Origin of the sequence: Lentzea tibetensis, assembly GCF_007845675.1 — a bacterium.
GTDB lineage: Bacteria > Actinomycetota > Actinomycetes > Mycobacteriales > Pseudonocardiaceae > Lentzea > Lentzea tibetensis.
In genome coordinates, this window is sequence record NZ_VOBR01000006.1 from 148,338 (window position 1) to 163,466 (window position 15,129).

Annotated in this window: 16 protein-coding genes and 1 pseudogene; 4 read left to right on the top strand and 13 right to left on the bottom strand. The window is 69.4% G+C overall.

Annotated features, from left to right (window positions below; genetic code table 11):
* The 5 genes and pseudogenes from FKR81_RS11130 to FKR81_RS11150 form a co-directional block, all read right to left on the bottom strand.
* Nucleotides 1-1,551 (bottom strand): acyl-CoA carboxylase subunit beta, encoded by a 1,551-nt coding sequence (locus FKR81_RS11130; RefSeq protein ID WP_146350923.1) that lies wholly within the window; start codon nt 1,549-1,551, stop codon nt 1-3.
* A complete protein-coding gene (locus FKR81_RS11135) occupies nt 1,548-2,693 on the bottom strand; it encodes an acyl-CoA dehydrogenase family protein (protein ID WP_146350924.1) in 1,146 nt (381 codons plus the stop codon). Before FKR81_RS11135 ends, FKR81_RS11130 begins: the two co-directional genes overlap by 4 nt.
* A pseudogene (locus FKR81_RS11140) lies at nt 2,690-4,227 on the bottom strand (acyclic terpene utilization AtuA family protein). The gene FKR81_RS11135 and the pseudogene FKR81_RS11140 overlap by 4 nt, the downstream one beginning before the upstream one ends.
* A complete protein-coding gene (locus tag FKR81_RS11145; RefSeq protein ID WP_146350925.1) occupies nt 4,224-4,958 on the bottom strand; it encodes a TIGR03084 family metal-binding protein in 735 nt (244 codons plus the stop codon). The pseudogene FKR81_RS11140 and the gene FKR81_RS11145 overlap by 4 nt, the downstream one beginning before the upstream one ends.
* A complete protein-coding gene (locus FKR81_RS11150) occupies nt 4,955-5,479 on the bottom strand; it encodes a TetR/AcrR family transcriptional regulator (RefSeq protein WP_235921486.1) in 525 nt (174 codons plus the stop codon). Before FKR81_RS11150 ends, FKR81_RS11145 begins: the two co-directional genes overlap by 4 nt.
* 135 nt (nt 5,480-5,614) lie before the next feature.
* On the opposite strand from FKR81_RS11150, the gene FKR81_RS11155 reads away from it, so the two are divergent.
* Both FKR81_RS11155 and FKR81_RS11160 read left to right on the top strand, forming a co-directional pair.
* Nucleotides 5,615-6,298 (top strand): hypothetical protein, encoded by a 684-nt coding sequence (locus FKR81_RS11155; protein WP_146350927.1) that lies wholly within the window; start codon nt 5,615-5,617, stop codon nt 6,296-6,298.
* Nucleotides 6,298-6,777, top strand: coding sequence for a DinB family protein (locus FKR81_RS11160; RefSeq protein ID WP_146350928.1), 480 nt, complete (start codon nt 6,298-6,300; stop codon nt 6,775-6,777). Before FKR81_RS11155 ends, FKR81_RS11160 begins: the two co-directional genes overlap by 1 nt.
* A gap of 28 nt (nt 6,778-6,805) precedes the next feature.
* Here FKR81_RS11160 and FKR81_RS11165 read toward each other — a convergent pair whose 3' ends face one another.
* From FKR81_RS11165 to FKR81_RS11185, 5 genes are read right to left on the bottom strand one after another with little or no spacing between them, the layout of a single operon-like run.
* On the bottom strand, nt 6,806-7,537 hold the full coding sequence (locus tag FKR81_RS11165) for a hypothetical protein (RefSeq protein WP_146350929.1): 732 nt from the start codon (nt 7,535-7,537) through the stop codon (nt 6,806-6,808).
* Entirely contained in the window at nt 7,534-8,028 is a 495-nt protein-coding gene (locus FKR81_RS11170; protein WP_146350930.1) for a YbaB/EbfC family nucleoid-associated protein, read from the bottom strand. The genes FKR81_RS11165 and FKR81_RS11170 overlap by 4 nt, the downstream gene beginning before the upstream one ends.
* Nucleotides 8,028-8,522 carry a hypothetical protein gene (locus tag FKR81_RS11175; RefSeq protein ID WP_146350931.1) on the bottom strand — a complete coding sequence of 165 codons (495 nt, stop codon included), beginning with the start codon at nt 8,520-8,522 and terminating at the stop codon, nt 8,028-8,030. Before FKR81_RS11175 ends, FKR81_RS11170 begins: the two co-directional genes overlap by 1 nt.
* Before the next feature lie 8 nt (nt 8,523-8,530).
* Nucleotides 8,531-9,913 carry a putative T7SS-secreted protein gene (locus FKR81_RS11180; RefSeq protein WP_146350932.1) on the bottom strand — a complete coding sequence of 461 codons (1,383 nt, stop codon included), beginning with the start codon at nt 9,911-9,913 and terminating at the stop codon, nt 8,531-8,533.
* Nucleotides 9,913-10,311, bottom strand: a complete 399-nt coding sequence (locus FKR81_RS11185) for a WXG100 family type VII secretion target (protein ID WP_146350933.1) — start codon at nt 10,309-10,311, stop codon at nt 9,913-9,915. The genes FKR81_RS11180 and FKR81_RS11185 overlap by 1 nt, the downstream gene beginning before the upstream one ends.
* Before the next feature lie 91 nt (nt 10,312-10,402).
* On the opposite strand from FKR81_RS11185, the gene FKR81_RS11190 reads away from it, so the two are divergent.
* On the top strand, nt 10,403-10,744 hold the full coding sequence (locus FKR81_RS11190) for a nuclear transport factor 2 family protein (protein ID WP_146350934.1): 342 nt from the start codon (nt 10,403-10,405) through the stop codon (nt 10,742-10,744).
* 54 nt (nt 10,745-10,798) lie between these two features.
* Here the strand turns inward: FKR81_RS11190 and FKR81_RS11195 are convergent, their stop codons facing one another.
* Together FKR81_RS11195 and FKR81_RS11200 are read right to left on the bottom strand one after the other, a co-directional pair.
* Nucleotides 10,799-11,767 (bottom strand): trypsin-like serine peptidase, encoded by a 969-nt coding sequence (locus tag FKR81_RS11195; protein ID WP_146350935.1) that lies wholly within the window; start codon nt 11,765-11,767, stop codon nt 10,799-10,801.
* 208 nt (nt 11,768-11,975) lie between these two features.
* A complete protein-coding gene (locus FKR81_RS11200) occupies nt 11,976-12,569 on the bottom strand; it encodes an HAD family hydrolase (protein WP_146350936.1) in 594 nt (197 codons plus the stop codon).
* A gap of 35 nt (nt 12,570-12,604) precedes the next feature.
* On the opposite strand from FKR81_RS11200, the gene FKR81_RS11205 reads away from it, so the two are divergent.
* Entirely contained in the window at nt 12,605-13,126 is a 522-nt protein-coding gene (locus FKR81_RS11205) for a DUF4865 family protein (RefSeq protein WP_146350937.1), read from the top strand.
* Here the strand turns inward: FKR81_RS11205 and FKR81_RS11210 are convergent.
* Nucleotides 13,123-15,090, bottom strand: a complete 1,968-nt coding sequence (locus FKR81_RS11210) for an intein-containing Rv2578c family radical SAM protein (protein ID WP_146350938.1) — start codon at nt 15,088-15,090, stop codon at nt 13,123-13,125. The two genes, FKR81_RS11205 and FKR81_RS11210, sit on opposite strands and share 4 nt — an antisense overlap.
* Between the last annotated feature and the right edge of the window lie 39 nt (nt 15,091-15,129).

A 15,129-nucleotide genomic window follows, 5' to 3' on the forward strand; every position in this document is an offset into this window, starting at 1 on the left:
TCACATCCGGAAGATGCCGAAGCCGTCGGCACCCTTGACTGGTCCACTGTGGACGGCGGATAGGCAGATTCCCAGCACGGTCCGGGTGTCACGCGGGTCGATCACTCCGTCGTCGTAGAGCTTCCCGGACAGGAACTGCGCGAGCGACTGCTCTTCGATCTGCGCCTCGACCATCTTGCGCATGGCCGCGTCGTGCTCCTCGTTGTACTCCTGGCCCTTCGCGGCGGCGGCCTGCCGCCCGACGATCGAGAGCACACCCGCGAGCTGCGCAGGGCCCATCACCGCGGACTTCGCGTTGGGCCAGGTGAACAGGAAGCGCGGGTCGTACGCCCGGCCGCACATGCCGTAGTTGCCCGCGCCGTAGGACGCGCCCATCGTGACGGTCAGGTGCGGCACCCGGCTGTTCGACACCGCGTTGATCATCATCGAGCCGTGCTTGACGATGCCGCCCTGCTCGTACTGCGCGCCGACCATGTAGCCGGTGGTGTTCTGCAGGAACAGCAACGGGGTGTCGGAGGCGTTCGCGAGCTGGATGAACTGCGTGGCCTTCTGCGACTCCTCGCTGAACAGCACGCCGCGCGCGTTCGCGAGGATGCCGACCGGGTAGCCGTGCAGGTTCGCCCAGCCGGTCACCAGCGACGTCCCGTACGCGGGCTTGAACTCGTCGAAACGCGAGCCGTCCACGAGCCGCGCGATCACGTCACGCGGGTCGAACGGCACGCGCAGGTCGGTCGGCACCAGGTCCAACAGGTCGTCCGAGGAGAACAGCGGCTCCTCGACCGGACCCGGCAACGGTCCCTGCTTGCGCCAGTTCAGCCGCGCGACGACGCGGCGCGCGAGACGGATCGCGTCGACCTCGTCCTCCGCCACGAAGTCCGCGAGACCGCTCACCGCGCCGTGCATCGACGCGCCACCAAGAGATTCGTCGTCGGCTTCCTCGCCGGTCGCCATCTTCACCAGCGGCGGCCCGGCCAGGAACACCTTCGAGCGTTCCTTGATCATGATCACGTAGTCCGACATGCCCGGCACGTACGCGCCACCGGCGGTCGCGTTGCCGAACACCGTCGTCACCGTCGGGATGCCCGCCGCGGACAACCGCGTGAGGTCGCGGAACACCCGGCCGCCGGGGATGAAGATCTCGCTCTGCGACGGCAGGTCGGCGCCACCGGACTCGACCAGGCTCACCACCGGCAACCGGTTCTGCAACGCGATGTCGTTGGCGCGCAACGTCTTGCGCAGGCTGTACGGGTTCGAGGAACCGCCGCGCACGGTCGGGTCGTTCGCGACGATCACGCACTCGACGCCCTCGACGTAGCCGATGCCGGTGACGACGCTGCCGCCCACCGGGTAGTCGGTGCCCCACGCGGCGAGCGGCGACAGCTCGAGGAACGGGCTGTCCTGGTCGACCAGCAGCTCGATGCGCTCGCGGGCGAGCAGCTTGCCGCGCTTGTGGTGCCGTTCCACGTACTTCGGCCCGCCGCCGGCCAGCGCCTTGGCGTGATCGGCGTCCAGAGCCGCGATCTTCTCGAGCATCGCCTCACGGTTGCTCATCGCATGTATCCCAATCGTCGTGCCGCGTGCTCGGTCATCACTTCACTCGCCCCGCCGCCGATGCCGAGAATCCGCGCGTCCCGGTAGTGGCGTTCCACCTCGGAGTCGCGCATGTACCCGGCGCCGCCGTGCAGCTGCACCGCCGCGTCGACCACGAACGAACACGCGTCCACGGCGGCGTTCTTGGCGAAGCAGACCTCGGTGACGCAGTCGTCGCCGCGCAGCACGCGTGCCGCGACCTCGCGGGTGTAGGTGCGGGCGAGGTCGATGCGCTGCGCCATCTCGGTGAGCCTGTGGCTGACCACCTGCCGCGTGATCAGCGGTTCGCCGAACGTCTTGCGCATCCGCGTCCACTCGACGGTCAGGTCGAGGCAGCGCTGCGCGGTCGCGTACGCCTCGACGGCCATGGTGACCCGCTCGACCTGGAACTGCCGCAGGATCTGCACGAAACCGTCGTTCTTCGCACCGACCAGGTTCGCCACCGGCACCCGAGCGTCCACGAAGGACAGTTCTGCGGTGTCCGAGCAGTGCCAGCCCATCTTGTCCAGCTTGCGCCGCACGGTGAAGCCGGGCGTGCCCTTCTCCACCACCAGCAGGCTGAGACCCCGGTGCCCCTGGGACGCGGTGCGCACGGCCGTCGTCACGAAGTCCGCGCGGCAGCCGGAGGTGATGTAGGTCTTGGTGCCGTTGACGACGTAGTGATCGCCGTCCCTGACCGCGGACGTGCGGATCGACGCGACGTCCGACCCGCTGTCGGGTTCGGTGACCGCGAGGCTGCCGATCAGGTCACCGGCGATGGCGGGCTTCGCGAACCGCTCGATCAGGTCGACGTTGCCGGACTCGACGATGTGCGGGATCGCGATGCCGTGCGTGAACAGCGCGGCGATCACGCCGGACGAGCCGCCCGCCTGGATGATCTCCTCGGTGAGCACGACGCTGTCGATCAGGTCGCCCGCTCCGCCCGCGGACTCGGGGAACCCGATGCCGAGCAGGCCGATCGACGCCGCCTTCTTGTGCAGCTCACGGGGAATCTCGCCGTCGCGTTCCCACTGGCCCAGGTGCGGGACGATCTCGCGCTCGGTGAAGTCGCGGACGAGCGCCCGCAGTTCCTTGCGCTCGTCGTAGAGGTCACGGGTGATCACAGCAGCGCCTCCGGGATGTCGACGACCCTGGACCGCAACCACTCGCCGAGCGCCTTGGCCTGCGGGTCGAACCTGGTCGACGACGCGACGCCCTCACCGAGCAGGCCGTGCAGCACGAAGTTGAGCGCCCTCAGGTTCGGCAGCTCGTACCGGTCGACCTCACCGGCCTCGGGCAGCAGCTCCTTGAGCCGCTCGACGGTCAGGTACTCCCGCAGCCACGCGAAGGCCTCGTCGCTGCGCACCCACACGCCGAGGTTCGCGTCGCCGCCCTTGTCACCGGACCGGGCGCCGGCGATCGCACCGAGAGGGGCGTTCACAGCTGCACCGCCTTCCACTGCACGCTCTCGCGCGGCACGTACTCGGCCCGGTAGACGCCGAACGGCGTGCCGTCCGCGGGCGGCGCCGTCACGTGGAAACCGGGGTAGGACGCGAGCGCCAGCTCGATCGCCGCACGGGAGAACGCCTTGGCGCGCTTCGGGTCGGCGGTCTTGATCGTGACGTGCAGCAAAGCGCTTGCGGTCTCCTCGGTGGCCGCATTCGACTGGTCGGTGCGGGCGAGCGTCCAGGTCAGGCCGTCGGTGCCGATCGCGTCCTCGAGCTGGGTTCGCACCAGCGCCGCCTTGGCATCGACGTCGAGTCCACAGAGGACGAAGGTGGTGCCGTTGCGGAACCCGCCCAGCGTGTTGAGGCACACCTTGAGCGTGTCCGGCGGCGGGCTGCCCTTCGTACCGCTGATCCGGACGCCGCGCTCGTGCTCGTCGAGCCGGATGGTGTCGAAGTGGGTGACGACGTCCGGTCCGAGGTAGGCGGGCGCGCCGATCTCGTACAGCAGCTGGGCGGTGACCGTGTCGACGGTGACCGCGCCACCGGTGCCGTCGTGCTTGGTGATCACCGACGAGCCGTCCTCGTGCAGTTCGGCGATCGGGAAGCCGGGCCTGCGCGCGTCGATCTCGGTGAAGAACGAGTAGTTGCCGCCGGTGGCCTGGGTGCCGCATTCGAGCACGTGCCCGGCGACCGTCGCGCCGGCGAGCCGGTCCCAGTCGTCGAACCGCCAGCCGAAGTGCGCCGCGGCGGGTCCGACGACGAGCGAGGCGTCGGTGACGCGGCCGGTGACGACGACGTCCGCTCCCCCGCCCAGGCACTCCGCGATGCCCTGCGCGCCGAGGTAAGCGTTTGCGGTCAACGCTTCCGGGAACCGGTCGCTGACGTCGTCACCGCTGACGTACGCGATCTTGGCGTCGTGCCCGAGCTTCTGGACGGCCTCGGCGAGCCCGGCCGGGTTGAGCCCGCCCGCGTTGGCGACGATCTTCACGCCCTTCTCGAGCGCGAGACCGAGGCAGTCCTCCAGCTGACGCAGGAACGTCCGCGCGTAGCCGAGGTTGCTGTCTTTGAGCCGGTCGCGGCCGAGGATCAGCATGGTCAGCTCGGCGAGGTAGTCGCCGGTGAGCACGTCGAGCTCGCCGCCCTCCAGCATCTCGCGGACGGCCGACAGCCGGTCGCCGTAGAAGCCGGACGCGTTGCCGATCCGGATCATCGACCGGCTCCCGGAGGTCCCGCGAACGCTTGCGCGATCGGCAGCCACTCCTGCGCGACCGGGCCTTCCGCCACCAGCGCGAGGTCCTTGCGGTTGCGCCGCTGCGTCACGAGGAAGCAGAAGTCGAGTGCGGGCCCGCTGACCCGGTTCGCCGCTCCCTCCGGTCCCCACGTCCACTCCTCACCGTTCGGGCCGGTCAGCTCGACACGGACCTCCTCCGTCGGCGCGGCGAGACCGTTGAGCAGGAAGGCGAACCCCATCGTGCGCACACCGAGGTGCGCGACGTTCTTGATGCGGTCGGTGGGCTTGCGCTCGACACCGAGTGCGTCGGCGACGTCCTGCCCGTGCGCCCAGGTCTCCATGATCCGCGCGGTGGCCATCGACGCCGGGCTCATCGGCGGGCCGAACCACACGATCTTCCCCTGCGCCTGCGCGAGCGCTTCCTTCAGCTCGGTGCGCGCCTGGCGCCAGCTCTCGAGCAGCTTCGGGTCCCGCGTGCCCTCTTCGGCGGTGCGGTCGACCATGTCCGGCACGAGCGGTTGCGCCTGGAACGCCTCGGGGTCGGTGATCGCGAGCAGCGCGGCGCGGTCCGTCCACATGAGATGCGAGATCTGGTGCGCGATGGTCCAGCCGGGCGCCGGTGTCTCGATCGTCCAGTCCTGCTGCGGCGCGACGAGGTCGTCGAGCTCCTGGCTCTCGGCTTCGAGGTCGGCCAGCACTTGGGTGATCACAGTTGCTCCTCCAGCATCTTCGCCCAGTGGCGCACGACGTGCGCACGGCGTTTGCTGTCGTCGGTGAGCTGGTTGGCGAGCGCGAGCCCGCGCACGAGGTCGAGCGTGGCCTGGACCGCTTCGCGCACACCGGGTTTCGACTCGTCCGCGTCGAGCAGTTCGAGCGCCAGCACGTGCGTCTCGCGGCCCAGCTTGTGCTGCAGGTCGATGACCAGGTCCTTGAGCTCGGGGTCGGTGCGCGCGGCGACCCACAGTTCGAGCGCGGCGGTGAACAGGTCGCTGGCGTAGAAGTCCGCGATCATCTCGACGACCGCTCGGGTGCCGCTGACGTTGCCGGTGCGCTCCCTGAGCTGCTGCACGCTCTCCGCACCGACGTGCTCGACGGCGGCCGCGACCAGCTCGCCCCTGGTGCGGAAGTGGTGCAGCTGCGCGCCGCGCGACACACCGGCCCGCTCGGCGACGAGCGTGGTCGTCGTGCCCGACCAGCCGCGCTCGACCAGGCACTCGACGGTCGCCTCCATGAGCTTCCGCTTGGTCTCGCGGGTGCGATCGGCCTGCCGCTGACGGGTCTCCACGCCGACGAGTCTTCCGGCCAACAAACAAACAGTCAAGCCTGCTTGTAAGTGTCTTGTCGGTGGGTGACCTACCTTGATCTCATGGGATCTCTCCTCAGCACGCATCCAGTGGACAACCGGCGAAGACGCCTGGTCGGCAGGATCGCACTGGCCGTGTCGGTGCTGTGCTCGCTGCTGCTGGTCGCGATGGCCGTCGTCGACCTCCACGGGGCCGAGTACGCGCTGCTCCTCGCGGTGTTCCCGCTGATGTTCGCGGCGCCGAGCGCGGCCGTCCTGCTGCGGCAGGCCGCCCGAGGTGACGAGGTGTTCGAGCTCTACGAGGGCGGGCTGGCCCACACCGTCGGCGGCGTGCGGCGCAGCTGGACGTGGGACCAGGTGCGGGCGATCGACGTGTCCGAGCGCGGGCCGGGTTCGCTCACCGGCTCGGACGTCGACTGCGCCATCCGCTTCGACGACGGCGAGCTGGTGCGCTTCACCGGCCTCACCCAGGACTGCCGGGAGATCATCGGCGCGCTGGGTGTGCACCGCGCCGACGCGGCGAGCGAGCCCGCCCGTCAACCGAACCAGCGGCGGGCGGTCACCGTGCTGTCACTCATCACCCTGGCGTGCGCCGGCACCGCGACCTGGGCGATCACCAGCACCGCCGGCTCCACCGACGGCGAAGCCAACTTCGGGTTCGCGATGCTCGCCGTCGTGTGCGCGGTGACCGGGTTCTTCTCCGGACTGTTCCTGCTCATGACGGTGCGGCACGGCGGGAGACTCTGATGGACTCGTTCGACGTGCTGTTGGACGACGAGCGCACACAGCTCGACGCGTTCGTCGAGGAGTACCGGAGCGCCCTCGAGGTGACCCTCAACGGCCTCACCGAGGAGCAAGCCCGCCGTCGGCTCGTCTCGTCGGCGACGACGTTGCTCGGACTGCTCAAGCACGTCACGTGGATGCAGCGGGTGTGGTTCGAGGAGTGCGTCGGCGGCACGTCCCGTCGGGAGCTGGGCTTGGTGCAGAGCCCGGACGAGTCCTTCCGGCTCGCCGACGACGACACCGTCGCCTCGGTCACGGCGGCACACCGGGAGGCCTGCGCAACGGCCAGGGCGGCCGTCGCCGAGCTGCCGCTGGACGCCGTCGTGACCGGCCACCGGACCGGGCCGCGCACGCTGCGCTGGGTGTACCTGCAGGTCCTGCGCGAGCTGGCCCACCACTGCGGGCACGCCGACATCCTGCGCGAGCAGGTGCTTGCCGACTGAGTCGTGGGATCAGGTCTTGGTGGCCGCGCTAGCGGGCCCAGACCACCTCCGGCACCAGGTCGAGGATGTCGCAGCGCAGGTCGAGCGCCGGGATCAGCTCACGCGGGTCGCGGTGCTCACCGCAGGAGTCGCCCGCCACGTCGATGATGTCGCCGACCATCCACCACTCCTGGAACGCGCGCTGCTCGGCGACCAGGATCCGCTGCATGTGGGTGTGCAGGACGTCGTGCGCGAACCGCTGGTCGTCCGCGGTCACCTCGAAGCGGTGGTCGAACTCGGGGTCCCCGTAGCGCTGGTGGTCCCAGCCGAGCGCGCGGTTCACGGCGTTCTGCGGGCCGAGCACCTTCTTCACCACCAGACCGGGACGCGGCGCGGGCATGCGCACCCACACGTGCGTGCGCCAGTTCGCGTCGATCGCCGGCGCGGTGAAGTAGACGTGGAAGTCCGCGGCGAGGAACTGCCTGCCGCGGTGCGTGCCGGTGACGACGTTGCGGGCACCGGCGGCCTTCGGCTGCTGGAACACCGGAGACCGCACGCCGGCGAACGGGATCATCGGCAGCGCGTTGAACCACTCCGCGTAGGAGTCGTTGCGCTCCTCGTAGGTCCAGCCGCGCCTGGCCGACTCCTCCTGCAACAGGGCCATGAACTCCTGCTCGGAGGCCTCGTAGTCACGGCGCAGCCAGACAACCATCCACACCAGGGCCGCGCCGAGCAGCAGGCAGCCGCCGATCGCGATCGTCAGGCCGAGCGCAAGGCTCACCAGGCCGACCTGTTGTTCTTGAACACGCTGAACTCGCCCTCGTCGTCGTGCGCGGCGTGCCGCGGGCTGGGTGCCTGCGCCGACCTGGACGCCGGGGCCGGTCCGGGATCGCGCGGCCGCTCGTCGCCGAACATCGTGGTGTTCGAGTCCAGCACGCGGTCCAGCAGCTCGGTGTCCCCCAGCGCTCCGCGCACGATCTCCGCCTGCATCCGCGCGGCGTTGGCCCGCGCCTTGGCGATGGTGTGCAAAGCGGTGGCGGACAACGCCATCGGCGCGACGTCGCGAACCTCGTCGCTGAACGTGATCGACCTGACCGCGCCGTCCGCGGTGGCGACGACCGTGACGACGCCGTCCTCGGACGTCGCGCGGCCGTCGGCCTCGCGGATCTGGTCGGCCATGCGCTGGAACGACTCCGCGCGGTGGCGGTTGTCCGCGGCGACCGTGTCGATGGCCTCGATGCGACGCACCAGCGCGTCGGCGGCATCACTCATCACGCCTCCCCCTGTTCCGGCTTGATGGTCTTGAGGAACTTCTGGAAGTCGCCGATCACCTGCTCGAACTGCTCCGGCGTCGCGGTCAGCGCGATGTGCAGCACGGCGCGCCGGTGGGAGTCCAGCTGGTCGGCCATGCCGAGGAACACCTGGAGCTGCACGACGTCGACCTGCTTGCCGTGCAGGGTGATCCGGGTGCGCACGGCCTGGGTGAAACCGGGGTTCTCCGGTGTGCCGACCTCGTTGCGCCTGCCTACCTGCACCTGACCGGCGGCGCGCTCGAGCTTCTCGACGGCCTCGTCGGCGATCTGCGGCAGCGACGCGTCATCCGTGCGCACCTCGCCGGCGATCGTGATGTTCGCGGTGAATCCGTTGCCTGTCGAGGGGTGCAGCGCCACGAACGCCGCCTCGGGTGCACCGACCTCGTCCGGTGGCGCCGAGAGCCAGCCCTCGGGGAGCGAGAACTCGATCGGCACCGGAATCGTGGTTGCCATGTCTCTCCTCAGAACAGGAAGTCCGCGACGCCCTTGGCCGCGTTGCCGATGCCCTTGCCGACGCTGTCGGCAGCGTTGGCGACACCGCGCCCGACGTCCGCGGCGACCTCGCCCACGTCGTCCGCCACGCTCTCGATGGTGTCCACCACGGCACCGGGATCGACGCTGAACTCGAACCCGACCTTGCCACCGACACCGAGTGCGGCGCCAACGGAAGCGCCGACGTGGAACTTGCCGTCGTCGCCCATGCCGAACTGACCGCTCGCCTCGGCGCCGACACCGGCCCAGGCCTCGCCCTTCACACCGGCACCGAGTCCGGCGACCTCGGCGCTGACCTCACCCTCCGCCTTGGCACCGGCGAACGCCTCAGCGCTGCCCTGCGCGCCGAGCCAGCCGACCGTGGCCTCCGCCTCGGCCTTCGCGCCGACCATCGCGTCCGCGCTGCCGGCCACCCCGGCGTGCTCGCCGAACTTCAGCTCGCCCTCGGCGTGCCCCTTCGCGAGGTACGCCTCGGCGCTGGCGGCCGCGGTGATGCCGAGCGGCCCGATGCTGGCGCTGGCCTCGGCCTCGGCGCCGAGCACCGCGCCCTCGAGCTTGCCGCTGCCGGACACCCAGCCCGCGTCGAACTCGCCGCCCAGCTCACCCTTGAGCCACTCGACACCGGCCTTGCCCTCCCACGACTTCTCGGGGAGCTCGATGCCGAAGCTCTTCAGCGTGTCGCCGATCAGGTCGGTCAGCAGGCCGTCCGACTGGCTGCCCTTGCTCTTCTCGTAGCTGCGGCCGCCCTTGCCCTTCTGCCAGCCCGGCTTGTTCGGGTCGCGGTTCGTGCCCGCGCCCCACTCGCGTTCCTTGCCGGACTTCTTGAAGCCGCCCTCGCCGTCCGGCTCGAACCCGAGCTGCATCGCGACCGCGCCGCCGGCCGCCTCGACGATCTTGCGGGCGTTGTCGAGCACGGCCTGCGCGTTGCCCGCCGCGGCCGTGCCCGGATCCTGGAACGGCATCGTCGGCGTGACGCCCGAGGCGACCATCGAGTCGTAGTTCGCCTGCGCGGTGCGGCTCGCGGCCTCGGCCTGCAGGTACATCTCGATCGCCTTCTGGGCTTCCTTCTGGCCCCAGGTCAGCGCATCCGCGTAGTCCGCGAGCGCCTGCCCGCCGACGCCCGCCGTCTCGACGGCCGCCTCCCACTTGGGCGGCTCCTTCGAGAAGACGTCGCGGAACGCGTCGCTCGCGCCACCCAGCCAGCCCGTCGGGTCGACCTTGCCGAGGTCCATGCCGATCGGCCCGAGCTTCTTCATCGTCTCGACGAGCCCGCGCAGGTCGGCCGAGATGACGTCCGGCTCGCCGGGGATCAGGTCCTTGGGGTTCGTCGTCTGCCCCAGTTCCGCGCCCATCAGTACACCGGTCCGTTCGGCCCGCTCGGGAAGTCGCGCGGCGGCGACCAGTCCGGGTTGAGTCTCCTGGCGACGTCGGGGTTCATGATCCCGAGCGGTGGGCCCTGGTCGAGGCCCTGGCCCGCCTTGCCGAAATCGGCTGTGCTCGCGGTGTCCGTCTCGACGTACACCCTGGCGGCGTCGACGAGCCCGGTGCCGAACTCCTCGGCCTTGCCCTTCAGGAAGTCGACGTGTTTGCGCAGGTCGCGGATGAACTCGTCCCAGCTCGACGCCACGCCAGGGTGGCCGTAGTCCCCGCTCGGCCCGTTCCAGCCGCAGTCGGTCGCCTGGCCGACCGTGTCGCCGATCTTCTTCGCCGCAGCGCGCAGCTCCTCCGGAACCGCCCCGAATCCGGTCATGCGGCACACCCTCTCGAACATTCGGGCTAACCGCCACTCGACCGTTCAGGCTAGTTCCGTACGTTGTACCGTATGGTGTACGCTAGTGGGCATGGACGGTGTGGCTGAGTGGTTCGAACGCTGGGACGCTCTCGCGAAGACGGGCGACGTCGAGCAGATGGCCGACATGGCGATGTTCCCGATCAACGCGGTGACCGACGGCGCGGCGACGACGTGGGACCGGGAGCAGTTCCTCCGCGACATGGGCGCGCAGGTGGGCGGGGACCTGCAGATGGAGTCGGTGCGCACGCCGCACTTCGTCAACGAGAACCTGGTGTTCGTGATCACCGAGGGCACGATCAACGGAATGCCCGTGCGCTACGGCGACCTGCTGGTGCGGGTCAAGGGTGAGTGGAAATTCCAGACAATGGTTCAAGGCGGCTGGGGAGAATAGTCGCACGACGAAGTGCCGGTCGGTTTTCCGACCGGCACTTCGCACATTTACAGATCAAGGATTCTGGTTGGCGGCCTGGTTGAACACGTCACGCACGTGGTTGTCGTAATACGGCCCTGCGTTGTAACCGCTGCCGTCCGATGCGATGCCGTGCATGTCGCTGATGACGTAACCGAGCCCATTGGGCTGGTAGTCGCGCAGCCACGGCCCACCACTGGACCCGCCGCCGAAGTTGCAGCCCAGGCGTTGCAGCGCGGCACCCGGCCACTTGTCCGTGGTGCCCCAGCAGTACCACTGCACCTCGCCGCCGTCCCGGTTGCCGGGGTAGCCCGCGATGTGCACGAAGTTCGAGTAACCGGGGTTGACGATCAGCCCGTGGCCGCCCGCGGCGTCGACCACGCGCTGCCCGGAGGCGTTGTTGTAGGTGACGACGAACGCGAAGTCGCGCTCGCGGTCGGCGCGCTGCGTCCAGCCGGTGGACGACCAGAACCAGTAGGCGTAGAACCGGCCGCGCGGAACGCTGCCGCGCTGGTAGCCGGGCACGAAGTTCCAGTTCTGCATCCACGCGGTGCCGGAGCCGGGGTGCACGCAGTGGCCTGCGGTGACGACGACGCGCTTGGACCCGGAGTTGACCGCGGCACCGGAGCACTGCCAGTTGCCGCCGCGCGGGTCGGTGTAGAACACCTTGCCGGTGGTGTAGGAGAACCACGCGTCGTTGGTGCTCACGTCACCCTTGGCCGGGGACGCGGGTTGGGACGCGACCAGCTCTTTGCCGGCCTTGTCGATGGCTTCCTTTGTGATCTGGTCGGCGAAGGACGCGGTGGCGGGCTTGGCCTCGGCCATCCGCTCGGTCGTCCAGTACTCGTCGACCGCCTTCTGGACCTGCGCCTCGGACTTGCCGGGATTCGCGGCGGTGCCTGAGATCTGACTCTTGGGCGCCGCGGGTGCGGCGGTGGCCGGCGCGATGACGCTGGCGGTGAGGGCCAGACCGGAGACGACGGCCAACAAGGTTCTTCGGAACACGAACATGCACTCTCCCGTTGAAAATGAGCAGCACGAATCGATTCCACAAACGTGGCGGGAATGTTCTTGAAAACCCCTTTGCTTCAAACTCCCCGTTGAGCAGCCCACCGGGCGGGGTCGCCATTGTCAAGAGTGAAGACCGGAATGCGTCCGTCCGGCCGAGGTATACCTAGTGCGGTGACGACTAACCCTCACTGGTTTTGACGAATCAACCGAACAGATCGGCGAGTGCCTTGATCGTAATTGCCGGATCGGTCGCGTGCACCGTCGTCATGCCGAGCTGAGCCGCGGGCTCGAGGAACTTGGCCGAGTCGTCGGCGTAGACGCAGTCCTTCGGCGCGATGCCGAGGCGGCCCGCGGTCAGCCGGTAGATCTCGGGGTCCGGCTTGCGCAGCTTCTCCCGGTCGGACGCGACCAGCACGTCGACCTTCCGGTCGAGGTCGAAGCGCTCGTAGAGGTCGAACGGATCCGAGCCGACCGAGTTCGACAGCACCGCGACCTTCACGCCGCGCCGCCGCACCCGCGCCACGGCGTCCATCACCTCGCGCCGCAGCTCCAGGCCTCGGCACATGCGTTCGACCAGGTCGTCCGGGAAGATCCGCAGCGCGTCGCCGATCGTCTCGGCGAACTGCGCCTGGGTGATCGCGCCGCGTTCGAGGTCCGCGACCAGCGCCGCGTTGGCGACCATGGCGGAGCGCAACGCGGTCGGCTCCAGGCCTTCTTCGAGGCTGAACCGGCGGGCGGAATCGTCGAACGGGGTGCTGAGGACGCCGCCGAAGTCGATGATCAGAGCCTGAAGCATGTGATCACCTTCGCACGACACCAGGGGGAAGAGCCATGATCGCGATGCAGTACGAGATCACGTTGCCGTCCGACTACGACATGTCGATCATCCGGCACCGGGTCGCCACCAGGGGCCACCTGCTGGACGACTTCGCCGGGCTGCGGCTCAAGGCGTACCTGGTGCGGGAGAACGCGCCGGTCAACCAGTACGCGCCGTTCTACGTCTGGGACACGAGCGACGGCATGGCCGAGTTCCTGTACCGCGGCGGCGGCTTCCAGGGCATCCTCGCGAGCTTCGGGCGGCCGGTCGTGCAGCACTGGCCGGGCGTCGCGTTCCGCCGCGGCACCGCGTCCGAGGCGCGGTTCGCCACGCGGCGGCTCGTCCGGCTCGGCCCGGACGACGACCCGATCACGGCCGTCGCCGAGGCCACCGAAGAGTTCGAGCAGCGCGCCGACGGCGTGCACTCGACCGTGCTCGCCGTCGACCCGCGGAACTGGGAGATCGTGCACTTCACGCTGTGGGCGGAGAACACCGGCGAACCCGGCTGGGAGGTGCTGCACCTCTCCCAGCCTTAGAGCAAGGTCAGCTGCTCCTGGTTCACCCGCGGCGACGGCACCCCGGACGGCAGCGCGCCGTCGGGCCACACGCCGTCCGGATCACCGGGCACCGCCCGCGTCCGCGCCTTGGGCAGCAGATCGTGCTTGCGCAGCAACGGTTCCACGCGCAGCGAGAACCACTTGCGGTACCGGCTGTCCGCGTAGCTCCCCCGCCCGTACAGATCTCGGTACCCGGCGACCAGGTCCGGGTGCTCCTGCGCCAGCCACCGCGTGAACCACTCCCGCGCACCGGGCCGCAGGTGCAACGGCAACGCCGTCACCCCGGTGGCCCCGGCGGCGGCGATCTCACCGAACAGGTAGTCGAGCTGGTCGATGGAATCGGTCAGCCCCGGCAGCACGGGAGCCACGAACACCCCGCACGGCAACCCGGCGTCACGCACCTTGCGCACGAGCTCCAACCGGGCCTGCGGCGTGGGCGTGCCGGGTTCGAGCGTCTTGTGCAGGTCGCGGTCGAGCAGCGCCAGCGACACCCCGATCCCGACCGAAACGGACCGGGCCGCCTCCACCAGGAGCGGAATGTCCCGTGACAGCAACGTTCCCTTGGTGAGGATGGAGAACGGCGTGCCCGAGTCCGCCAGCGCCCTGATGATCGGAGGCATCAGGGCGTAGCGGCCCTCGGCCCGCTGGTACGGGTCCGTGTTCGTGCCCATCGCGACGTGCTCGTGCGTCCACTTCGGCGAACGCAGCTGCTTCCGCAGCACCTCGGCGGCGTTGATCTTCACCACGACCTGGCTGTCGAAGTCGTGGCCCGCGTCCATGTCCAGGTACGTGTGGGTGTTGCGGGCGAAGCAGTTGTGCGACACGACGCCGTTCGCGATGAAGTCACCGGTCCCGGTCGTGATGTCGTACAACGTCATCTCCTCGCCCAGGTCCTCCACGGACCGGACGCCGAGCGGCGCGGCGGACTTGATGGCCACGCCGTCGATGTCGCGCTTGCGCGTGATCGCCGGGTTCGTCGCGTGGAAGAAGCGCAGGTTCTCGCGCAGGCCGCCGCGCAGCCGGATGACGCGCATTCCCCTGCGGCGCTTGAGTTCCTCGACGGCGAAGTCGAAGTCGAAGTGCTTCAGGGCGAGGCACACCGCCTCGATGATGGTGGCGCTGCGGTTGGACATCCGCAGGATGCTGCGCGAGCACGTCCCGTTGAAGTCGAAGGCTCCCGCGAGGAAACCCTTGAGCCAGTCGTCGCTCGGGGCTATCTGCCACCGTGCGAGCTCGCGCACGTGGTTCAGAAATCCCACCCCCTCTTGCACCCCGAGGTCGTCGAGGTACTCCTGGACGCGGTCCATCGCTTCGACGTCCGCGAGGGGGATTCGGAACTCGTGCGCGTCGCCGACCATGCCGCGCAGGTAGCCGCGGCGGTACTCGTCGGTGACGCCGGGCTGCTCGGCGAACGCGCCGGTGCCCATCAGCTTGTTGCCCGTCGTCAGGTGCGGGCGGCGGCCGGAGCCGCAGGTGCCGCCGACGACGTGCTTCCAGCCCCGGTCGGTGAGGAACCGGTGGTCGCCGCTGCTGACCAGCCGCGTCCCGTCCTCGAGCGTCACGCGGTACGCCTGCTTGCGCGTCTCCCAGTGCGCTTCGACGCGCGTTCGAACGTAGCGGCGGTAGTTGCCGGTCAGCTCGGTGCCGTAGATCTCGTCGCCCACCCGGAGCTCGGAGATCGGCTTCGTGCGCCCGTCGGCCATCAGCACCGGCGTGTCGCCCGCCAGGCAGTAGGTGCAGGCGTGTGAGCAGCCGCGATACGGGTTCACCGTCCAGTCGAACGGCAGGCCTCCGTTCGGAACCTTGTTGAGCACGGACTTGGCGCGGACCTCGTGGAAGACCACGCCCGCGAACTCAGGAGTTCGTACGCTGCGCACCAGTCCCGGTAAACCCGGTAGGGCCAGCTGCGGCTCTGCCTCGACCTTCTGCCCATCCCATCGCACATGTTCGATTCGAACACATGTTCGAACGAGGGTCAAGGA

Coding starts and splice junctions, on each gene's coding strand:
- FKR81_RS11130 (WP_146350923.1), bottom strand. CDS start 1,551: ATGAGCAACCGTGAGGCGATGCTCGAGAAGATCGCGGCTCTGGACGCC.
- FKR81_RS11150 (WP_235921486.1), bottom strand. CDS start 5,479: ATGGAGGCGACCGTCGAGTGCCTGGTCGAGCGCGGCTGGTCGGGCACG.
- FKR81_RS11155 (WP_146350927.1), top strand. CDS start 5,615: ATGGGATCTCTCCTCAGCACGCATCCAGTGGACAACCGGCGAAGACGC.
- FKR81_RS11160 (WP_146350928.1), top strand. CDS start 6,298: ATGGACTCGTTCGACGTGCTGTTGGACGACGAGCGCACACAGCTCGAC.
- FKR81_RS11170 (WP_146350930.1), bottom strand. CDS start 8,028: ATGAGTGATGCCGCCGACGCGCTGGTGCGTCGCATCGAGGCCATCGAC.
- FKR81_RS11175 (WP_146350931.1), bottom strand. CDS start 8,522: ATGGCAACCACGATTCCGGTGCCGATCGAGTTCTCGCTCCCCGAGGGC.
- FKR81_RS11180 (WP_146350932.1), bottom strand. CDS start 9,913: ATGGGCGCGGAACTGGGGCAGACGACGAACCCCAAGGACCTGATCCCC.
- FKR81_RS11185 (WP_146350933.1), bottom strand. CDS start 10,311: ATGACCGGATTCGGGGCGGTTCCGGAGGAGCTGCGCGCTGCGGCGAAG.
- FKR81_RS11190 (WP_146350934.1), top strand. CDS start 10,403: ATGGACGGTGTGGCTGAGTGGTTCGAACGCTGGGACGCTCTCGCGAAG.
- FKR81_RS11200 (WP_146350936.1), bottom strand. CDS start 12,569: ATGCTTCAGGCTCTGATCATCGACTTCGGCGGCGTCCTCAGCACCCCG.
- FKR81_RS11205 (WP_146350937.1), top strand. CDS start 12,605: ATGATCGCGATGCAGTACGAGATCACGTTGCCGTCCGACTACGACATG.